The following is a 14,082-nucleotide window of genomic DNA, read 5'->3' on the forward strand; positions in this document are numbered from 1 at the left end:
CGCGCCGGCCGGCTCTACGCCCAGACCAAGCGCCACCGCGGCGAGGAACTGCCCGCCAACCTCGCGCACCTGGCCGAAGCCGGACCCGCCGCCCAAGAAGCCAGAAGCCTCCTCACGCGCTGAAAGTCACCCGACGTGCGAGCATGGCAAGCAATGCCTGCAATGGGGGTGTGATGGCGACCTTGACGATCCGGGACCTCGACGACGACCTGGTGGCGGCGCTGCGGGTGCGTGCAGCCGAACACGGCCGGTCAGTGGAGGCTGAGGTGCGTGACATTCTCCACTCGGTGCTGACCAGGCCCTCCGGCGGTGCGGGCATGGCGACCAGGATCCGGCGCCGCTTCGCCGGCGGCGTCGAGATCGAGCCGCCCGCTCGCGGTGAATCGGCACGGGCCGCGGTGCTCGACGAGTGACCTGCTCGCCATCGAGGCCCCGAGGCTGCCCGACAGCCGTTGTCAACCCTGGCAGGGGGCCGGGGCCGCGAGGGGTGAGCGGGGCCGATGGGAAGATGGCGTCCGTGACGGCGAGTACCGACGACATCGACAAGGCGGCCGGCCTGCTGCGCGCCGGGCGGTTGGTGGCCTTTCCCACCGAGACGGTCTACGGCCTGGGCGCCAACGCCGAGGACGCGGCCGCCGTGACGGGGGTGTTCCAGGCCAAGGGGCGCCCGCCGTCGCATCCGCTCATCGTGCACATCGGCGGTGCGGACCTGCTGGGGGAGTGGGTCGAGGACGTCCCGGAGACGGCGCGCCTGCTGGCCGAGCGCTTCTGGCCCGGGCCGCTGACGCTGGTCCTCCGGCGTGCGCCCCGGGTGCCGCTGGAAGCGACCGGCGGCCTGGAGACCGTGGCCATCCGGGTGCCCGGCCATCCCGTCGCGCTCGCGCTGCTGTCGGCGTTCGGCGGCGGGGTCGTGGCCCCCTCCGCCAACCGGTTCGGTTCCGTCAGCCCCACGACCGCCGAGCACGTGCGGGCGGAGCTCGGCGACGTGGTCGACTTCGTGCTGGACGGCGGCCCCTGTGACGTCGGCGTGGAATCGACCATCGTCGACCTCACGAGCGAGACCCCGAGCGTCCTGCGGCCCGGTGGGGTGACGCGCGAGGACCTCGAGGCGGTGTTGGGGCGGCCGGTCACGGTCCCTGCCACGAGCCACGTCCGGGTGCCGGGGCAGCACCCGTCGCACTACGCGCCGCGCGCGCGGGTCGTGCTGGTCGAGCCCGAGAAGGTCGTCGTCGAGGCGGAGCTCGCGCAGGAGCAGGGGCACCAGGTGGGCGTCCTGCTGCCGCCGTCGGCCGGCGAACCCACGACGGCGCACGCGGTGGTGCCGGTCCCCGGCTCGATGGCCGACTACGCACGCAACCTGTACGGATTCCTCCGCGAATTCGATCAGCGGGGGTGCGACCTCGTCGTGGCGTCCCTGCCGCCGGAGGAGGGGCTCGGGCTCGCGATCGCCAACCGGCTGCGCCGCGCCGCCGGCCCCCGCGACTGACACGAAGCGCCAGGGACCCGGGAGCTTGCCGGGGCCAGCAGTCCGATTTATAGTCCCGCGGTGGCAAGGCCCTCCGCCGTCCATCTGGTCAACCTGGACCTCAACCTGCTCGTCGTGCTGCGCGAGCTCCTGCGGGAACGCAACGTCACCCGGGCGGCCGCGCGGCTCGGCGTGACCCAGCCCGCGGTGAGCGCGTCGCTGGCGCGGTTGCGCCGCCACTTCGACGACGACCTGCTGGTGCGCAGCGGCAACGGCTACGTGCTGTCCCCGCTGGCCGCGCAGCTGACCGACCAGGTCGAGGCGATCTGCGGCGCCACCGAACGCCTCTTCGGCACCGGCCACGACTTCGATCCGGGCGTCTCCGGCCGCGAGTTCACGGTGTTCATGGCCGACTACACGATCGAGGTGCTGGGCTCCCGGCTGTCCGCCCTCCTGGCCGAGCAGGCGCCCGGTGTGCAGCTGCACGTCCGGCTGGTCCGCGAGGCGTTCGCCAGGGACATCGGGGGCACGATCCGCCTGATCGACGGACTCGTCGCGCCCCCGGCCAGCCGCTTCGACCTGCCCGACGTGCGGTCGGTGGAGCTGTTCACCGAGCGGTGGGTGTGCGTCGTCGACGCCGCGAACCCGCACGTCACCGGGGACGAGCTGAGCCTGGCGCAGCTGGCGGAGATGACCTGGGTCGCCCCGTTCCAGCCCGACCGCGGGTTCGCCCCGGCCGCGCCGATGAGCCGCCAGCTGGTGTTGTTCGGCATCCAGCCGCGCATCCGCGTCCGCGTGGAGAGCTACCAGGCGGTGCCGCACTTCGTGGCAGGCACCGACCGCGTGGCGCTGCTGCAGGAACGGCTCGCCCGGCGCGTCGCGCCCCGGCTCGGCCTGCGGATCCTGCCGTGCCCTGGCGATCCGGAACCGATCGTGGAACGGTTCTGGTGGCACACCGACTACGACGGCGACCCCGCGCACCGCTGGTTCCGCGAGGTCCTGGTGTCGCTGGCCGCCGGCATCTGAACCACCATCAATGCGGTTTATGCCCGCGCAGCACGATCTTCTATTTCCGGCCGCCCGGCGCACCCGCTTAGCGTGTGATCCATGCCGCACCCCCTCACCGAGCTCAAGGTCCACACAGTCCGCAAACCCCCCGGCCCTGCCACGCACCACGTCACCGCCGACGTCTGCGTCGTCGGCGCCGGGATCGCCGGCCTGTCCGCCGCCGTCGAATCCGCCCGCCTGGGCCGCTCGGTGGTCCTCGTCGACGCGCTGCCGGTGCTCGGCGGCCAGATGGTCAACTCGCTGATCGGCCTGTTCTGCGGCGTGTTCGGCAACGCGCCCGGCTACCGCCGGCTCACCCACGGGATCTTCGACGACATCTTCCGCGACCTGGACGCCACGGGCGACCTGTTCTACACGCGACGGCACACGATCACCGTCGGCTACGACGAGGTCGCGCTCGGCCGGTGGGTGGAGCACACCGTGCGCGAGCACGGCATCCAGGTGATCACCGGCGCGTCGATCACCGGGGTGGTCCGCGACGGGGAACGGATCGAGTCGGTCACCTTCGCGACCCGGTACGGCTCCGTCGAGGTCGGCGCGGTCGGCTTCGTCGACGCCAGCGGCGACGCCTCCCTGGTGTGGGAGGCTGGGCTGCCGTGCCGGCTGCCGGAACGGGAGATCTACGGCTCCCAGCAGCTGGTCGTCGAGCACGTCGACGAGGACGGCAAGCCCGACCCGGACGTGCTGGCCGAGCGGGTCGGCGCCAAGGCCGCGGAGTACGGCCTGCGCCGCCACGACGGGCTCGCGTTCTACTTCCCCGGCCGCGGCACCGCCGTGCTCAACATGACCCACATCGAAGCGCCGCTGGACCCGATCGCCGCCGCGCGCGCCCAGCTCGACGGCAAGGCGCAGGCCGACCGGGTCGTGGCGTTCCTGCGTGCCGAGTTCCCGGCCGCGTTCGGCCGCGCCCGGGTGCGGGCCTACGGGTTCCCCGGACGGCGCCAGACCCGCTGGGCGCAGGGCGCCCACCAGCTGACGCTGGACGAGGTGCGGTCCGGGAAGCGCTTCCCGGACGCGGTCGCGCGCACCGCGTGGCCGGTCGAGCTGCACGACAGCCCGGAGGGCTACGTGTGGGAGACTTTCGGGCCGGACCACGTGCACTACGTGCCGCTGCGCGCGATGACGCCGCCGGAGGCGCACAACGTCCTGGTCGCCGGCCGCTGCGTCGACGGCGACGCGGCCGCCCTGTCGAGCATCCGGGTAATGGGCCCGTGCGGGGCGATGGGCATGGCGGCCGCGCACGCGCTGGACCTCGCGGGCAAGGACAGCGTGCACGACATCGACCACGGCGACCTCGCCGCCCGGTTGTCCGCCAACCTCGACGGCTGAGGAGGACCCTTGGTACGCAGCGACTTCCCGCCCGGAACCGTGCGCTGGGCGACCCGGCGGGCGCAGTGGCGCGCGCTCGGCCTCACCGACGACGACCTCCGCAAACCCAAGATCGCCGTGGTCAACTCCTCGTCGGACCTGGCCATCTGCTTCAGCCACCTGGACGAGATCGCCGCGCGGATCAAGAAGGGCATCGCCGCGGCGGGCGGTCTCGCGTTCGAGGTGCGCACCACCGCGCCCAGCGACTTCATCCACTCCGCGGGCCACGGCGGCGGCTACATCCTGTCCGCCCGCGACCTCATCGTCAACGACATCGAGGTCGCCGTCGAGGGCGCCCAGCTGGACGGCATGATCTGCCTGGCCAGCTGCGACAAGACCGCGCCGGCGCAGCTGATGGCCGCCGGGCGGCTCGACATCCCCACGCTGCTGGTCGCGTGCGGCTACCAGCCCAGCGGGTGCTTCCGCGGCGGGCACTGCGACATCGAGGAGGTGTTCCTGCACGCCTGCGGCCAGTCCACAGTGGACGAGCTGACCGAGATGAGCGACGTCGCCGTCGGCGGGCCGGGGGTGTGCCCGGGCATGGGCACCGCGAACTCGATGCACATCGTCGCCGAGGCACTCGGCATGGCGCTGCCCGGGACCACACCGGTGGCCGCGAACTCGCCCGCGATGTGGGCCGCCGCCGACGCGGCCGCCGCCCGGATCGTCGAGATGGTCCGCGAGGACTTGCGCCCGCGCGCCGTCCTCACCGAGGCGGCCTTCCGCAACGCGGTCCGGGTGGCGCTGTCGGTCGGCGCGTCGATCAACACCGTCAAGCACCTCCAGGCCGTCGCGACCGAGTCCGGAGTGGACCTCGATGTTCTCGGCCTCTACGCCGAACTCGGCTCCACCACGCCGGTCCTGTCCGCCGTGCGGCCGAACGGCCCGCACACGATCGAGCGGTTCGAGGCCGCGGGCGGCGCGGCGGCGGTGATGCACGCGCTCGGCGACCTGATCGACCCGTCGCCGCTGACCGCGACCGGCGCCACCGTGGGTGAGAACTTGGCCCCGGTCACCGTGGCCGACCCGGAGATCATCCGTACCCGCGACCAGCCGTTCACCGACCAGCCGCTGATCGTGGTCCTGCGTGGTTCCCTCGCCCCGGCCGGCGGCATCGTCAAGCTCGCCGTCGGCGACGAGCGGCCGGCCGCCTTCATCGGCCCCGCCCGCTGCTTCGAGTCGCAGGAGGACGCCGTGGCCGCGCTCGCCGATGGACGGATCGCCCCCGGCGACGTCGTGATCGTCCGCGGCCTGGGCCCGCGCGGCCGCCCCGGCATGGGCATGGCCTCCCAGATCGTGTTCGCGCTGGACCGCGCCGGGCTCACCGGCCGGGTCGCGGTCGTCACCGACGGCCAGCTCTCCGGCCTGGTCAACCGCGGCATCGTGGTCGGCGAGGTGCGCCCCGAGGCCGCCGACGGCGGGCCGCTCGCGCTCGCCCGCGACGGCGACACCGTCCACATCGACCTCCCCGCCCGGGTCTGCGACCTGCGGGTCGGCCCGGCTGAACTCGGCACCCGAACCCCCCAGCCGGCCCGGGACCATGAGGAGACCGGCTGGCTGTCCGTCTACCGCCGGACCGTGCGTCCCCTCGACGACGGCGCCGTGCTCCGTCCCTGACCTCTCCCCGACAGGAGGCCGCAATGGCGCTGCCCGAAGTTCCCCCGTCCACCGCGATCGGTGAAGCCGACCAGCGGCGGTCCGCCCGCGGCGGGGCGTTCTCGATGTTCGTCGACAGTTTCGACGTGTACCTGCCCGCGCTGGTCCTGCCCGCCGCGATGGCCTACTTCATGCCGCCCGACCTGCCCGCGTCGGTGCGCGCCACCTTCACCACCCTGCTGTTCACGGTCGGGCTGGTCGCCCGCCCGATCGGCAGCGTGATCTTCGGCAACCTCTCCGACCGCATCGGCCGCAAACCGGTCACCATGATCAGCGGCTGGGGTTTCACCATCGTCACCCTGCTGATCGGCCTGCTGCCCGGCTACGGGTCGTGGGGCTACGGCGCGATCGCCGTGTTCGCGGTGCTCCGGCTGATCGGCGGGATCTTCCTCGCCGGCGGGTACGCCGCGCCGATCCCGCTCGCGCTGGAACAGGCGCCACCCGGCCGTCGCGGCCGCGTCGGCGGTCTCATCGGCGTCGGCGCCCCCGCCTCGTTCCTGGTGATCAACACGCTCTTGCTCGGCATGCTCGACGTGCTCCCGCACAGCGGCTTCCTCTCCTGGGGCTGGCGGATCCCGTTCTTCCTCGGCTTCGCGCTCGGGGTGGCGTACCTGATGCACTACCGCCACGTCGTCGAGGACGACTCGGCGCGCACCGCTCGCCAGGGCGCCCGTCAGCCGGTGGTCGAGCTGTTCACCGCGCACCGGGCGCTGATCTTCAGCGTGTTCCTGTTCACCTGCGGCTACTGGTTCGCCAGCCAGATGTCGGTGTCGTTCCTGCCGACGCTGCTCGTGCAGGTGCTCGACCAGAGCCCGCGGCTGTCGTCGGCCGTGGAGATCATCGGATCGGTCTGCTCGATCGTGCTGATCATGGTGCTGGCCGCGGCCGGGCAGCGGTTCGGGCGGCGGGCGCTGCTGATGCGGTGGGCGCTGGTGCTGGCGTTCGTGGTCGGCGGCGCGTTCGCGCTGCTGGTCGTCGCCGCGCGGGCGGGCGCCCCGGTGTGGCTGATCGCGCTCATCGCGGTGGTGGCGAAGGTGCTGCCGTCGGCGCCGCTGGGCGTCATCCTGGTCTACCTCAACGAGCGGTTCCCCGCCTCGGTGCGGGCCAGCGGGTACGGGATCGGCTACATGTTCGGGCTGATCCTGCCCGGCCTCTACACCGTGTGGCTGCTCGCGCTGTCGGCGATCATGCCCTACGAGTTCACCCCGATCGTGCTGATCGTGTTCGGCGGCCTGCTGATGTTCGCGGCGGTGCGCCGCGGGCCGGAGACGAACCCGGTGGGGCAGCACGTGCCCGTCGTCGCGAGCGAGGTGGTCCGGTGATCCTCACCGACGAGGAGAAGGCCATGCGCGACGGCGCCGAGGGCCCGGCCGTCGCGGCCGCGATGGACCTGCTCATCCGGTACGGCGACGCGCTGGGCGCGCAGCGGCTGTGCGACACCCGCAACGTGGCTGGCACCAGCACCCAGCCCTCGCCGCTGAAGGCGAAGCTGGTGGCCGAGGGCGGCTGGCACAAGGCGTTCGCCGTGCTCAACCTGGACTGCGACGACGCCATCGAGATCCCGGACATGCGGGTGCCGACCTGTCAGCTGCAGCAGGGCTTCGGGCCGGACTCCGCCGGTGTGGTGCCGTATCCGAAGGAGTTCGTGGAGCTGCAGAGCGACGCCGAAGCGTTCTACGGCCGGCGGGGCGTGAACATCCTGGCCACCTGCACGCCCTACCAGGTGGGCAACCTGCCGGTGCGCGGCGAGCACTGCGCGTGGATGGAGTCCTCCGCGGTGGTGTACTGCAATTCGGTGCTCGGCGCCCGGACGAACTGCGAGGGCGGCACGTCCACCGGCGCGGCGTCGCTGACCGGGAAGATCCCGTGCTGGGGCAACCACCTCGCGGAGAACCGGTTCGGCACCCACCACATCCGCGTCGAATCCGGGGTGCGCGACTTCCTCGACTGGGGCATGCTCGGGTACTTCGCCGGAGAGCTGGTGCAGGACCAGCGGCCGGTGGTCACGGGCGAGTTCACGCGGCCGGATCTGGTGGACCTCAAGCACTTCGGCGCGGCGGCGGCGTCCTCCGGCGGCGTGGAGCTCTACCACCTGCCCGGGATCACCCCGGAGGCGCCGACCGTGGAAGCGGCTTTCGACGGCCCCGTCCCGGACGCCGTCGTCTACGGTCCCCGCGAGCGGCGGGCGATCTACGAGAAGCTGAACGACCAGGGCCGGTCCACGGACGTCGACTTCGTGCTACTCGGCTGCCCGCACGCCTCGATCGACCAGATCCGCGCCGCGGCGCGGGCGCTGGACGGCAAGAGCCTGCACTCGGGCACCCAGCTGTGGATCATGGCGCCGCGGGCGCTCAAGGCCGTGGCCGATCGCAGCGGCTACACCGCAGTGATCGAGAAGGCGGGCGGCAAGTTGCTGGCCGACTCGTGCCCGGCGATGTCGCGGGTGGCGCCGCCGGGCACGAAGGTCTTCGCCACCGACTCGGCCAAGCAGGCGCACTACCTGCCCGCGATCCTGGGCATCGAGGCGTGGTTCGGGTCGCTGGAGGACTGCGTGGACGCGGCGGTCACCGGTCGCTGGCGGGGAGGGCTGCGATGATCACGTTGCGTGGCCGCACGGTCGTGCCCGGCGTGGCCGAGGGCGAGGCGCTGGTGTCGCACGAGACGATCTCCGGCTGGGGCGGCATCGACCCGGCGACCGGCACGATCATCGAGCGCAGGCACGAGCTGTGCGGGGTGTGCTTCACCGGGAAGATCCTGGTGTTCCCGGGCGCGAAGGGCTCGTCCGGCTGGTCGGGTTTCTTCCAGTCCACCCGGCTGCTGGGCACCGCCCCGCTGGGCATGATCTTCACCGTGACCACGACGAAGGCCGCGCTGGGCGCCGTCGTCACCCGGGTCCCCACGCTGAGCGACCTCGACCAGGATCCGGTCGCGGTGATCCGCACCGGCGACCACCTCCGCCTCGACGCGGACCGCGGGATCGTGGAGATCACCCGGGGGTGAGCGCACCGATGAGGTTTCCGCGCCGCGTCCGTCGGTACGTGTGAGACCGACTCACGAGAGGCTGACGCCATGCGGAAACTGACCTTCGCGATGAACATGACCCTGGACGGCTACATCGCCGCGCCGGGCGACGACCTGGGCTGGAGCGGGGGTGAGGGGCCGGACTCGTCGCCGGGCGACGAGCTGTTCCGGTGGTGGTCCGACCGGGTGGCGGCGACCGGCCTGTCGCTGTACGGGCGCAAGCTGTGGGAGGCGATGAGTCCCCACTGGCCGACCGCCGGCGAACAGCCCGGCGCCACGCCGGCGGTGATCGAGTTCGCCCGCCGCTGGCGGAACATGCCGAAGGTGGTGTTCTCCTCGACGATCGACCGGGCCGGCTGGAACACCCGCCTGGTCACCGGCGACGCGGTCGCCGAGATCACCCGCCTCAAGGCCGGGGACGGCGGCCCGATGGACATCGGCGGCGCGACGCTCGCCGGGGCCGCCATGCGGGCCGGGTTGATCGACGAGTACGTCCTGGTCACCCACCCCGCCCTGGTCGGCGGCGGCACGCCGTTCTTCACCACGCTGGACAGCTGGGTGAACCTGAACCTGGTCGAGACGCGGACGTTCCCCGGCGGGGTGGTGCTGACCCGGTACGAGACGAGGTGATCACAGCGTCGGCGGCAGGCCCAGCCAGGGTGTGCCGGCGGCGTCGAACCCGGTGAGCTCGGCGATCTTGCCGTCGACGACGTGCAGGGCCGCGACGGCGAACAGCCGGTGGTCCGGGTCGCCGGGGGTGCGCAGGTAGAGCGCGGCGGCTGGCATGCGGTTGACGGTCGTGGGGATGCCGCGCCAGTCGTCGTGGCCGGGCTGGAAGAGGCCACCGGCGATCCAGCCGTCCACCGCGTCCTTGGCCGTCGTGGTCACGGCGCCGGAGTCGGGCAGCATCGCGAAGCGCAGGTCGTCGCGCAGCAGGGACGTCAGCGCGTCGAGGTCGTTGCGCTGGTGCGCGTCGATGTAGGCCTTGACCACGCTGCGTTCGTCGCTGGACAGCTCGTGGGTGGCGGGGCTGCGCCAGTCGAGCCGGCGGCCGGGCAGCTGCTCGCGCATGGTCACGCGGGCGCGTTGCAGTGCGCTGGTCACCGAGGCGACGGTCAAGTCGAGGGCGTCGGCGGTCCGCGGCGCCGGCCAGCCGAGGACGTCGCGCAGGATGAAAACCGCCCGTTGCCGTGGCGGCAGGTGCTGGACGGCGACGATGAACGCCAGCTCGATCGTCTCCCGCGCCACCGCCGAGTCCTGCGGGTCCTCGGGGAGCATCCGGTCGGGGTAGGGCTGCAGGTAGGGCAGCTCGAAGTCCGGCAGCCCGGACGGCACGGGTGTGCGGTTGTCGCGTTTGTCCAGGAAGTCGAGGCAGGCGTTCGTCGCGATCCGGTACAGCCAGGTCCGCAGCGCGGCGTGGCCCTGGAACGACTCCCGCTTGTGCCACGCGCGCAGGAACGTCTCCTGCGTCAGGTCCTGGGCGTCCGCGAAGTTGGCGAGCATCCGGTAGCAGTGCACCAGCAGCTCACGCCGGTGGCGCTCGGTGATGAGCGCGAACCGCGCCGCATCGCCGGAACGGGCCGCGGCGATGAACGTGGCCTCGTCGGCGCCGAGGGGCCGGGCGTCGGTCATGGTCGTCAATCCTTCCACGAGAGGGCTACCCGTACTGACGACCTGGCGGAGGATTTCTGATCGCCGCCAGCCGTGTTGCGCAATCTTGACGAGCGTCACCAGTGCGCTAGTCTCGGAGCATGTCCGGGGTTGCCGCGTTCCGGCTCAGCGACGAGCAGCAGGAGTACCAGCGCTGGGTGCGCGACGTCGCCACCGGCAAGCTCACCCCGCGCGGAACCGGGCGGGTGGACCGGGAGCTCGTCCGCACCCTGGGCGAGCTCGGGCTGCTCCGCGGGCTGTTCGGCGGGGGCGCGGAACCTTCGGACGCGGCCGCCGTGCAGTTGTGCCTGCTGCGGGAGACGATCGCCCAGATCAGCACCGAGGCGGAGACCGCGCTGGCCCTCCAGGGGCTGGGCAGCTACCCGATCCTGCAGTCCGGCTCGGCCGGGCTGCGGGCGCGCTGGCTGCCTGCGGTGATCTCCGGGGAAGCCGTCGCCGCGTTCGCGCTGACCGAAGCCGGCGCGGGATCGGACGCCGCGGCCCTGCAACTGCGCGCCGAGCGCGACGGCGACGGCTGGGTGCTGACCGGCGAAAAGCTCTGGATTTCCAACGCTCCCGACGCCGACATCTACACGGTGTTCGCCCGCACCACCCCCGACGCCGGCGCGCGCGGGGTCACTGCCTTCGCCGTTCCCGGTGACAGCGCGGGGCTGTCCGGCGAGCCCCTGGAGATGCTGTCGCCGCATCCGATCGGACGCCTGGTGTTCGACGGGGTGCGGGTGCCCGCGGACGCCGTGCTCGGCGAGGTCGACCGCGGGTTCGCCGTCGCCATGCGCACGCTGGACCTGTTCCGGCCCAGCGTCGGCGCGTTCGCGGTGGGGATGGCGCAGGCGGCGCTCGACGCGACCGTGGCCCACGTCCGCGAGCGCCGGGTGTACGGCGCGCCGCTGGCGAGCCAGCAGGCCGTCGCGCACCGCATCGCCGACCTGGCCACCGAACTCGAAGCGGCCCGCCTGCTCGTCTACGCCGCGGCCGCCGCCTACGACGACGGCGGCGAGCCGGAGCAGCAGTCCCGGCGGTCGGCGATGGCGAAGCTGTACGCCACCGAAGCCGCGCACAAGATCATCGACGGCTGCGTGCAGCTGCACGGCGCGGCCGCTCTGCGGCACGGGCACCCGCTCGAACACCTCTACCGCGACGTCCGGGCGCTGCGCATCTACGAAGGCGCTTCCGAGGTCCAGCGTTCCATCATCGCGCGCAACCTGATCGGCAGGGAGTACACCCGATGACCTACCGCTTCCACGCCTCGCCGCGGCTCACCGAGGACTGGCGGCACTTCCGGTTCGGCAAGGCCGACGGGGTGGCCACGGTGACGCTGGACCGGCCGGAGAAGCTCAACCCGCTGACCTTCGAAAGCTACGCCGACCTGCGCGACCTGCTGGCCGAGCTGCCGCACCACCAGGACGTGCGGGTGCTGGTGATCCGCGGCGAGGGCCGGGGTTTCTGCGGCGGCGGCGACGTCGAGGAGATCATCGGCGAGCTGATCAAGATGGAACCACGTGACCTGATGCGGTTCACCAAGATGACCGGCGCGGTGATCCGGGCGATGCGGGAGTGCCCGATCCCGATCATCACCGCCGTCCACGGCATCGCGGCCGGAGCGGGCGCTGTCGTCGCGCTGGCTTCGGACTTCCGCGTCGTGAGCACCTCCGGGCGGTTCGCGTTCCTGTTCACCAAGGTCGGCCTGTCCGGTGGCGACATGGGCGCGGCCTACCTGCTGCCGCGCGTGGTCGGGCTGGGCCGCGCCACCGAACTGCTGATGCTCGGCGACACGATCGACGCCGAGACGGCCGACCGCTACGGCCTGGTGTCGCGGCTGGTCGCCGACGCCGACCTGGACACCACGGTCACCGAACTGGCCCGCAGGCTCGCCGACGGGCCGGCACTCGCCCTCGCGCAGACCAAGTCGCTGCTGACCGCCGAGCTGGACATGTCGATCTCGGCGTCGATGGAACTGGACGCGATGACCCAGGCCCTGCTGATGACCACCCGCGACCACGCCGAGTTCCACGCCGCCTTCACCGAACGCCGCCCGCCGCGCTGGGAGGGGCGGTGAGGGTCGCGCTCGTGACCGGGGCCGGCCGGGGCATCGGTCGCGCGATCGCGCGGCGGCTCAGCGCCGAAGGCTGCCGGGTCGCGCTCGTGGCGCGCAACCGCGAGCAGCTCGACGAAACCGCCGCCGGGTGCGCGGGGTCGGTGCGCGTGATTCCCGCGGACGTCACCGACCCGGACGCCGCCGACCGCGTCCACGGCGAGGTCGAACAGCAGTGGGGTCCCGTGGAGATCCTCGTCGCCAACGCCGGCGCGGGCCATTCCGCCCGCCTGGAACGCACCACCGACGCCGACTGGCAGCGGATGCTGGACCTCAACCTGACCGCGCCGTTCCGGTTCGTGCGGCGGTCGGTGCCGTCGATGCGCGCGGCGGGGTGGGGGCGGATCGTGGTCATGGCGTCCACGGCCGCGCGGATCGGCGAGCCCTACATCGCCGCCTACACCGCCAGCAAGCACGGTGTGCTGGGCCTGGTGCGCGCCGCGGCCGCGGAACTGGCCCGCACCGGCGTGACGGTGAACGCCGTGTGCCCCGGCTACGTGGACACGCCGATGACCGAGCAGACGATCGCCACCATCGTGTCCACGACCGGGCGCAGCGCCGAGGAGGCGCGGGAGACGTTGGCGCGCAAGCAGCCGATCGGCCGGCTGATCCAGCCGGACGAGGTGGCCGACGCGGTGTTGTTCTGCGTGCGGTCCGGCGCGGTGACCGGGCAGGCGCTCCAGGTGGACGGAGGTGCGGTGCAGTGAGCGTGCAGCGGGTGAATCCGCCGGAGCTGGCGCCGCCGCGGGGGTTTTCCCACGCGGTGGTCGCGACCGGCACGACGGTCTTCCTGGCCGGGCAGACCGCGCTCGACGCCGACGGCCGGATCGTCGGCGGCACCGTGGTCGAGCAGTTCGAGCGGGCGCTGTCGAACCTGCTCGGCGCGCTGCGCGCGGCCGGTGGCGCGCCGGACCGGCTGGTCAGCCTCACCGTCTACGCCACCGATCTGGCTGGCTACCGCGCGCACGCCCGCGAGATCGGCGAGGTGTGGCGGCGCCTGGCGGGCACCGACTATCCGGCCATGGCCGCGATCGGCGTGTCCCGGTTGTGGGACGCCGAGGCGCTGGTGGAGGTGCAGGGTTTCGCCGTGGTGTGAGGCGGTCAGGCCGCCGCGCGCAGCGATTCGACGTAGTCGTGCGCCGGGCCGGCCAGCCTGCGCCGCAGCTCGAAGAACGTGTCCGCCGCCCGGATGCCGATCCAGTCCGGCGGCAGCACGTCCAGCGGTAGCCCGGGCTCCAGGTAGGGCAGGCGGCGCCAGTCGGTGAGCGCGCTGACGTAGTCGGCGAAGGCGCGGGCGCCGTCGATGCGGCGGCGCCGCCGGTAACCGGCCAGGACCGGCCCGTGCTGGGCCAGGAACGCGTCGTAGAGCTCGTGCAGGCGGTCCAGGTCCCACCAGTCGCGCACGCGGTCCGCGGTCGCGGCGAAGCCGGCGTGATCGGCCCGGAACAGCTCGACGTAACCCTGCAGCCCTTGCCGGGCCAGGGTTTCGCGGGTCTCGTCGAGCAGGTGCGCCGGGGCGATCCACACGCCCGCGGAGACGGTCCCGAACCCGAGCCAGGACAGCCGGGAGCGCAGCTGGTGGCGTTTGTCGCGTTCGGACTCCGGCACGCTGAACACCACCATCAGCCAGCCCTCGCCGGCGCTCGCGCGGCGGCGTTCGAAGATGCGGCGGTCGCCTTCGTCGAGGATTTCCCGTGCGGTGTCGGACAGTTCGTACCCGGCGACGCCGCCGACCTTCGCC

At 72.7% G+C, this 14,082-nt stretch carries 15 protein-coding genes and 1 pseudogene; 14 read left to right on the forward strand and 2 right to left on the reverse strand.

Features of this window, described 5'->3' with window-relative positions:
* The 10 genes and pseudogenes from ABZ193_RS40620 to ABZ193_RS40665 all read left to right on the forward strand — a co-directional run.
* Nucleotides 1-123: pseudogene (locus tag ABZ193_RS40620) on the forward strand (lipoyl synthase); the annotation flags it as partial.
* A gap of 50 nt (nt 124-173) precedes the next feature.
* Nucleotides 174-413 (forward strand): plasmid stabilization protein, encoded by a 240-nt coding sequence (locus tag ABZ193_RS40625; protein WP_354714049.1) that lies wholly within the window; start codon nt 174-176, stop codon nt 411-413.
* A gap of 95 nt (nt 414-508) precedes the next feature.
* Nucleotides 509-1,486: an L-threonylcarbamoyladenylate synthase gene (locus ABZ193_RS40630; protein ID WP_354714050.1), complete on the forward strand. Its 978-nt coding sequence runs from the start codon at nt 509-511 to the stop codon at nt 1,484-1,486.
* Nucleotides 1,487-1,546: 60 nt separating this feature from the next.
* Nucleotides 1,547-2,491, forward strand: coding sequence for a LysR family transcriptional regulator (locus tag ABZ193_RS40635; protein ID WP_354714051.1), 945 nt, complete (start codon nt 1,547-1,549; stop codon nt 2,489-2,491).
* 81 nt (nt 2,492-2,572) lie between these two features.
* Nucleotides 2,573-3,862 carry an FAD-dependent oxidoreductase gene (locus ABZ193_RS40640; RefSeq protein ID WP_354714053.1) on the forward strand — a complete coding sequence of 430 codons (1,290 nt, stop codon included), beginning with the start codon at nt 2,573-2,575 and terminating at the stop codon, nt 3,860-3,862.
* Nucleotides 3,863-3,871: 9 nt separating this feature from the next.
* Nucleotides 3,872-5,518 (forward strand): dihydroxy-acid dehydratase, encoded by a 1,647-nt coding sequence (ilvD, locus tag ABZ193_RS40645; protein WP_354714055.1) that lies wholly within the window; start codon nt 3,872-3,874, stop codon nt 5,516-5,518.
* Nucleotides 5,519-5,541: 23 nt separating this feature from the next.
* Nucleotides 5,542-6,879: an MFS transporter gene (locus tag ABZ193_RS40650; protein ID WP_020417189.1), complete on the forward strand. Its 1,338-nt coding sequence runs from the start codon at nt 5,542-5,544 to the stop codon at nt 6,877-6,879.
* Nucleotides 6,876-8,153: an aconitase X catalytic domain-containing protein gene (locus tag ABZ193_RS40655; RefSeq protein WP_354714057.1), complete on the forward strand. Its 1,278-nt coding sequence runs from the start codon at nt 6,876-6,878 to the stop codon at nt 8,151-8,153. Before ABZ193_RS40650 ends, ABZ193_RS40655 begins: the two co-directional genes overlap by 4 nt.
* Nucleotides 8,150-8,557: a DUF126 domain-containing protein gene (locus ABZ193_RS40660; protein ID WP_354714059.1), complete on the forward strand. Its 408-nt coding sequence runs from the start codon at nt 8,150-8,152 to the stop codon at nt 8,555-8,557. Before ABZ193_RS40655 ends, ABZ193_RS40660 begins: the two co-directional genes overlap by 4 nt.
* A 69-nt stretch (nt 8,558-8,626) precedes the next feature.
* Complete coding sequence (locus tag ABZ193_RS40665) at nt 8,627-9,208, forward strand: dihydrofolate reductase family protein (protein ID WP_354714061.1); 582 nt, start codon at nt 8,627-8,629, stop codon at nt 9,206-9,208.
* Here ABZ193_RS40665 and ABZ193_RS40670 read toward each other — a convergent pair whose 3' ends face one another.
* Nucleotides 9,209-10,210 carry an RNA polymerase subunit sigma-70 gene (locus ABZ193_RS40670; RefSeq protein WP_354714062.1) on the reverse strand — a complete coding sequence of 334 codons (1,002 nt, stop codon included), beginning with the start codon at nt 10,208-10,210 and terminating at the stop codon, nt 9,209-9,211.
* 119 nt (nt 10,211-10,329) lie between these two features.
* Between ABZ193_RS40670 and ABZ193_RS40675 the strand changes: the two genes are divergently transcribed.
* From ABZ193_RS40675 to ABZ193_RS40690, 4 genes are read left to right on the forward strand one after another with little or no spacing between them, the layout of a single operon-like run.
* Nucleotides 10,330-11,478 (forward strand): acyl-CoA dehydrogenase family protein, encoded by a 1,149-nt coding sequence (locus ABZ193_RS40675; RefSeq protein WP_354714064.1) that lies wholly within the window; start codon nt 10,330-10,332, stop codon nt 11,476-11,478.
* Nucleotides 11,475-12,305: an enoyl-CoA hydratase family protein gene (locus ABZ193_RS40680; RefSeq protein WP_020417175.1), complete on the forward strand. Its 831-nt coding sequence runs from the start codon at nt 11,475-11,477 to the stop codon at nt 12,303-12,305. The genes ABZ193_RS40675 and ABZ193_RS40680 overlap by 4 nt, the downstream gene beginning before the upstream one ends.
* Nucleotides 12,302-13,048: an SDR family NAD(P)-dependent oxidoreductase gene (locus ABZ193_RS40685; protein ID WP_020417174.1), complete on the forward strand. Its 747-nt coding sequence runs from the start codon at nt 12,302-12,304 to the stop codon at nt 13,046-13,048. The genes ABZ193_RS40680 and ABZ193_RS40685 overlap by 4 nt, the downstream gene beginning before the upstream one ends.
* Nucleotides 13,045-13,437 carry a RidA family protein gene (locus ABZ193_RS40690; protein WP_017982595.1) on the forward strand — a complete coding sequence of 131 codons (393 nt, stop codon included), beginning with the start codon at nt 13,045-13,047 and terminating at the stop codon, nt 13,435-13,437. The genes ABZ193_RS40685 and ABZ193_RS40690 overlap by 4 nt, the downstream gene beginning before the upstream one ends.
* A gap of 5 nt (nt 13,438-13,442) precedes the next feature.
* Here the strand turns inward: ABZ193_RS40690 and ABZ193_RS40695 are convergent.
* On the reverse strand, nt 13,443-14,082 hold a 640-nt coding region (locus tag ABZ193_RS40695; protein ID WP_354714067.1), incomplete at its 5' end, for a PaaX family transcriptional regulator C-terminal domain-containing protein.

The sequence above is a fragment of the Amycolatopsis sp. NPDC006125 genome, from assembly GCF_040614195.1.
GTDB lineage: Bacteria > Actinomycetota > Actinomycetes > Mycobacteriales > Pseudonocardiaceae > Amycolatopsis_E > Amycolatopsis_E tucumanensis.

What these genes read in the sequence shown, in the direction of transcription:
- ABZ193_RS40625 (WP_354714049.1), top strand. Translation starts at nt 174, where the DNA reads ATGGCGACCTTGACGATCCGGGACCTCGACGACGACCTGGTGGCGGCG.
- ABZ193_RS40630 (WP_354714050.1), top strand. Translation starts at nt 509, where the DNA reads ATGGCGTCCGTGACGGCGAGTACCGACGACATCGACAAGGCGGCCGGC.
- ABZ193_RS40640 (WP_354714053.1), top strand. Translation starts at nt 2,573, where the DNA reads ATGCCGCACCCCCTCACCGAGCTCAAGGTCCACACAGTCCGCAAACCC.
- ABZ193_RS40650 (WP_020417189.1), top strand. Translation starts at nt 5,542, where the DNA reads ATGGCGCTGCCCGAAGTTCCCCCGTCCACCGCGATCGGTGAAGCCGAC.
- ABZ193_RS40660 (WP_354714059.1), top strand. Translation starts at nt 8,150, where the DNA reads ATGATCACGTTGCGTGGCCGCACGGTCGTGCCCGGCGTGGCCGAGGGC.
- ABZ193_RS40665 (WP_354714061.1), top strand. Translation starts at nt 8,627, where the DNA reads ATGCGGAAACTGACCTTCGCGATGAACATGACCCTGGACGGCTACATC.
- ABZ193_RS40670 (WP_354714062.1), bottom strand. Translation starts at nt 10,210, where the DNA reads ATGACCGACGCCCGGCCCCTCGGCGCCGACGAGGCCACGTTCATCGCC.
- ABZ193_RS40675 (WP_354714064.1), top strand. Translation starts at nt 10,330, where the DNA reads ATGTCCGGGGTTGCCGCGTTCCGGCTCAGCGACGAGCAGCAGGAGTAC.
- ABZ193_RS40680 (WP_020417175.1), top strand. Translation starts at nt 11,475, where the DNA reads ATGACCTACCGCTTCCACGCCTCGCCGCGGCTCACCGAGGACTGGCGG.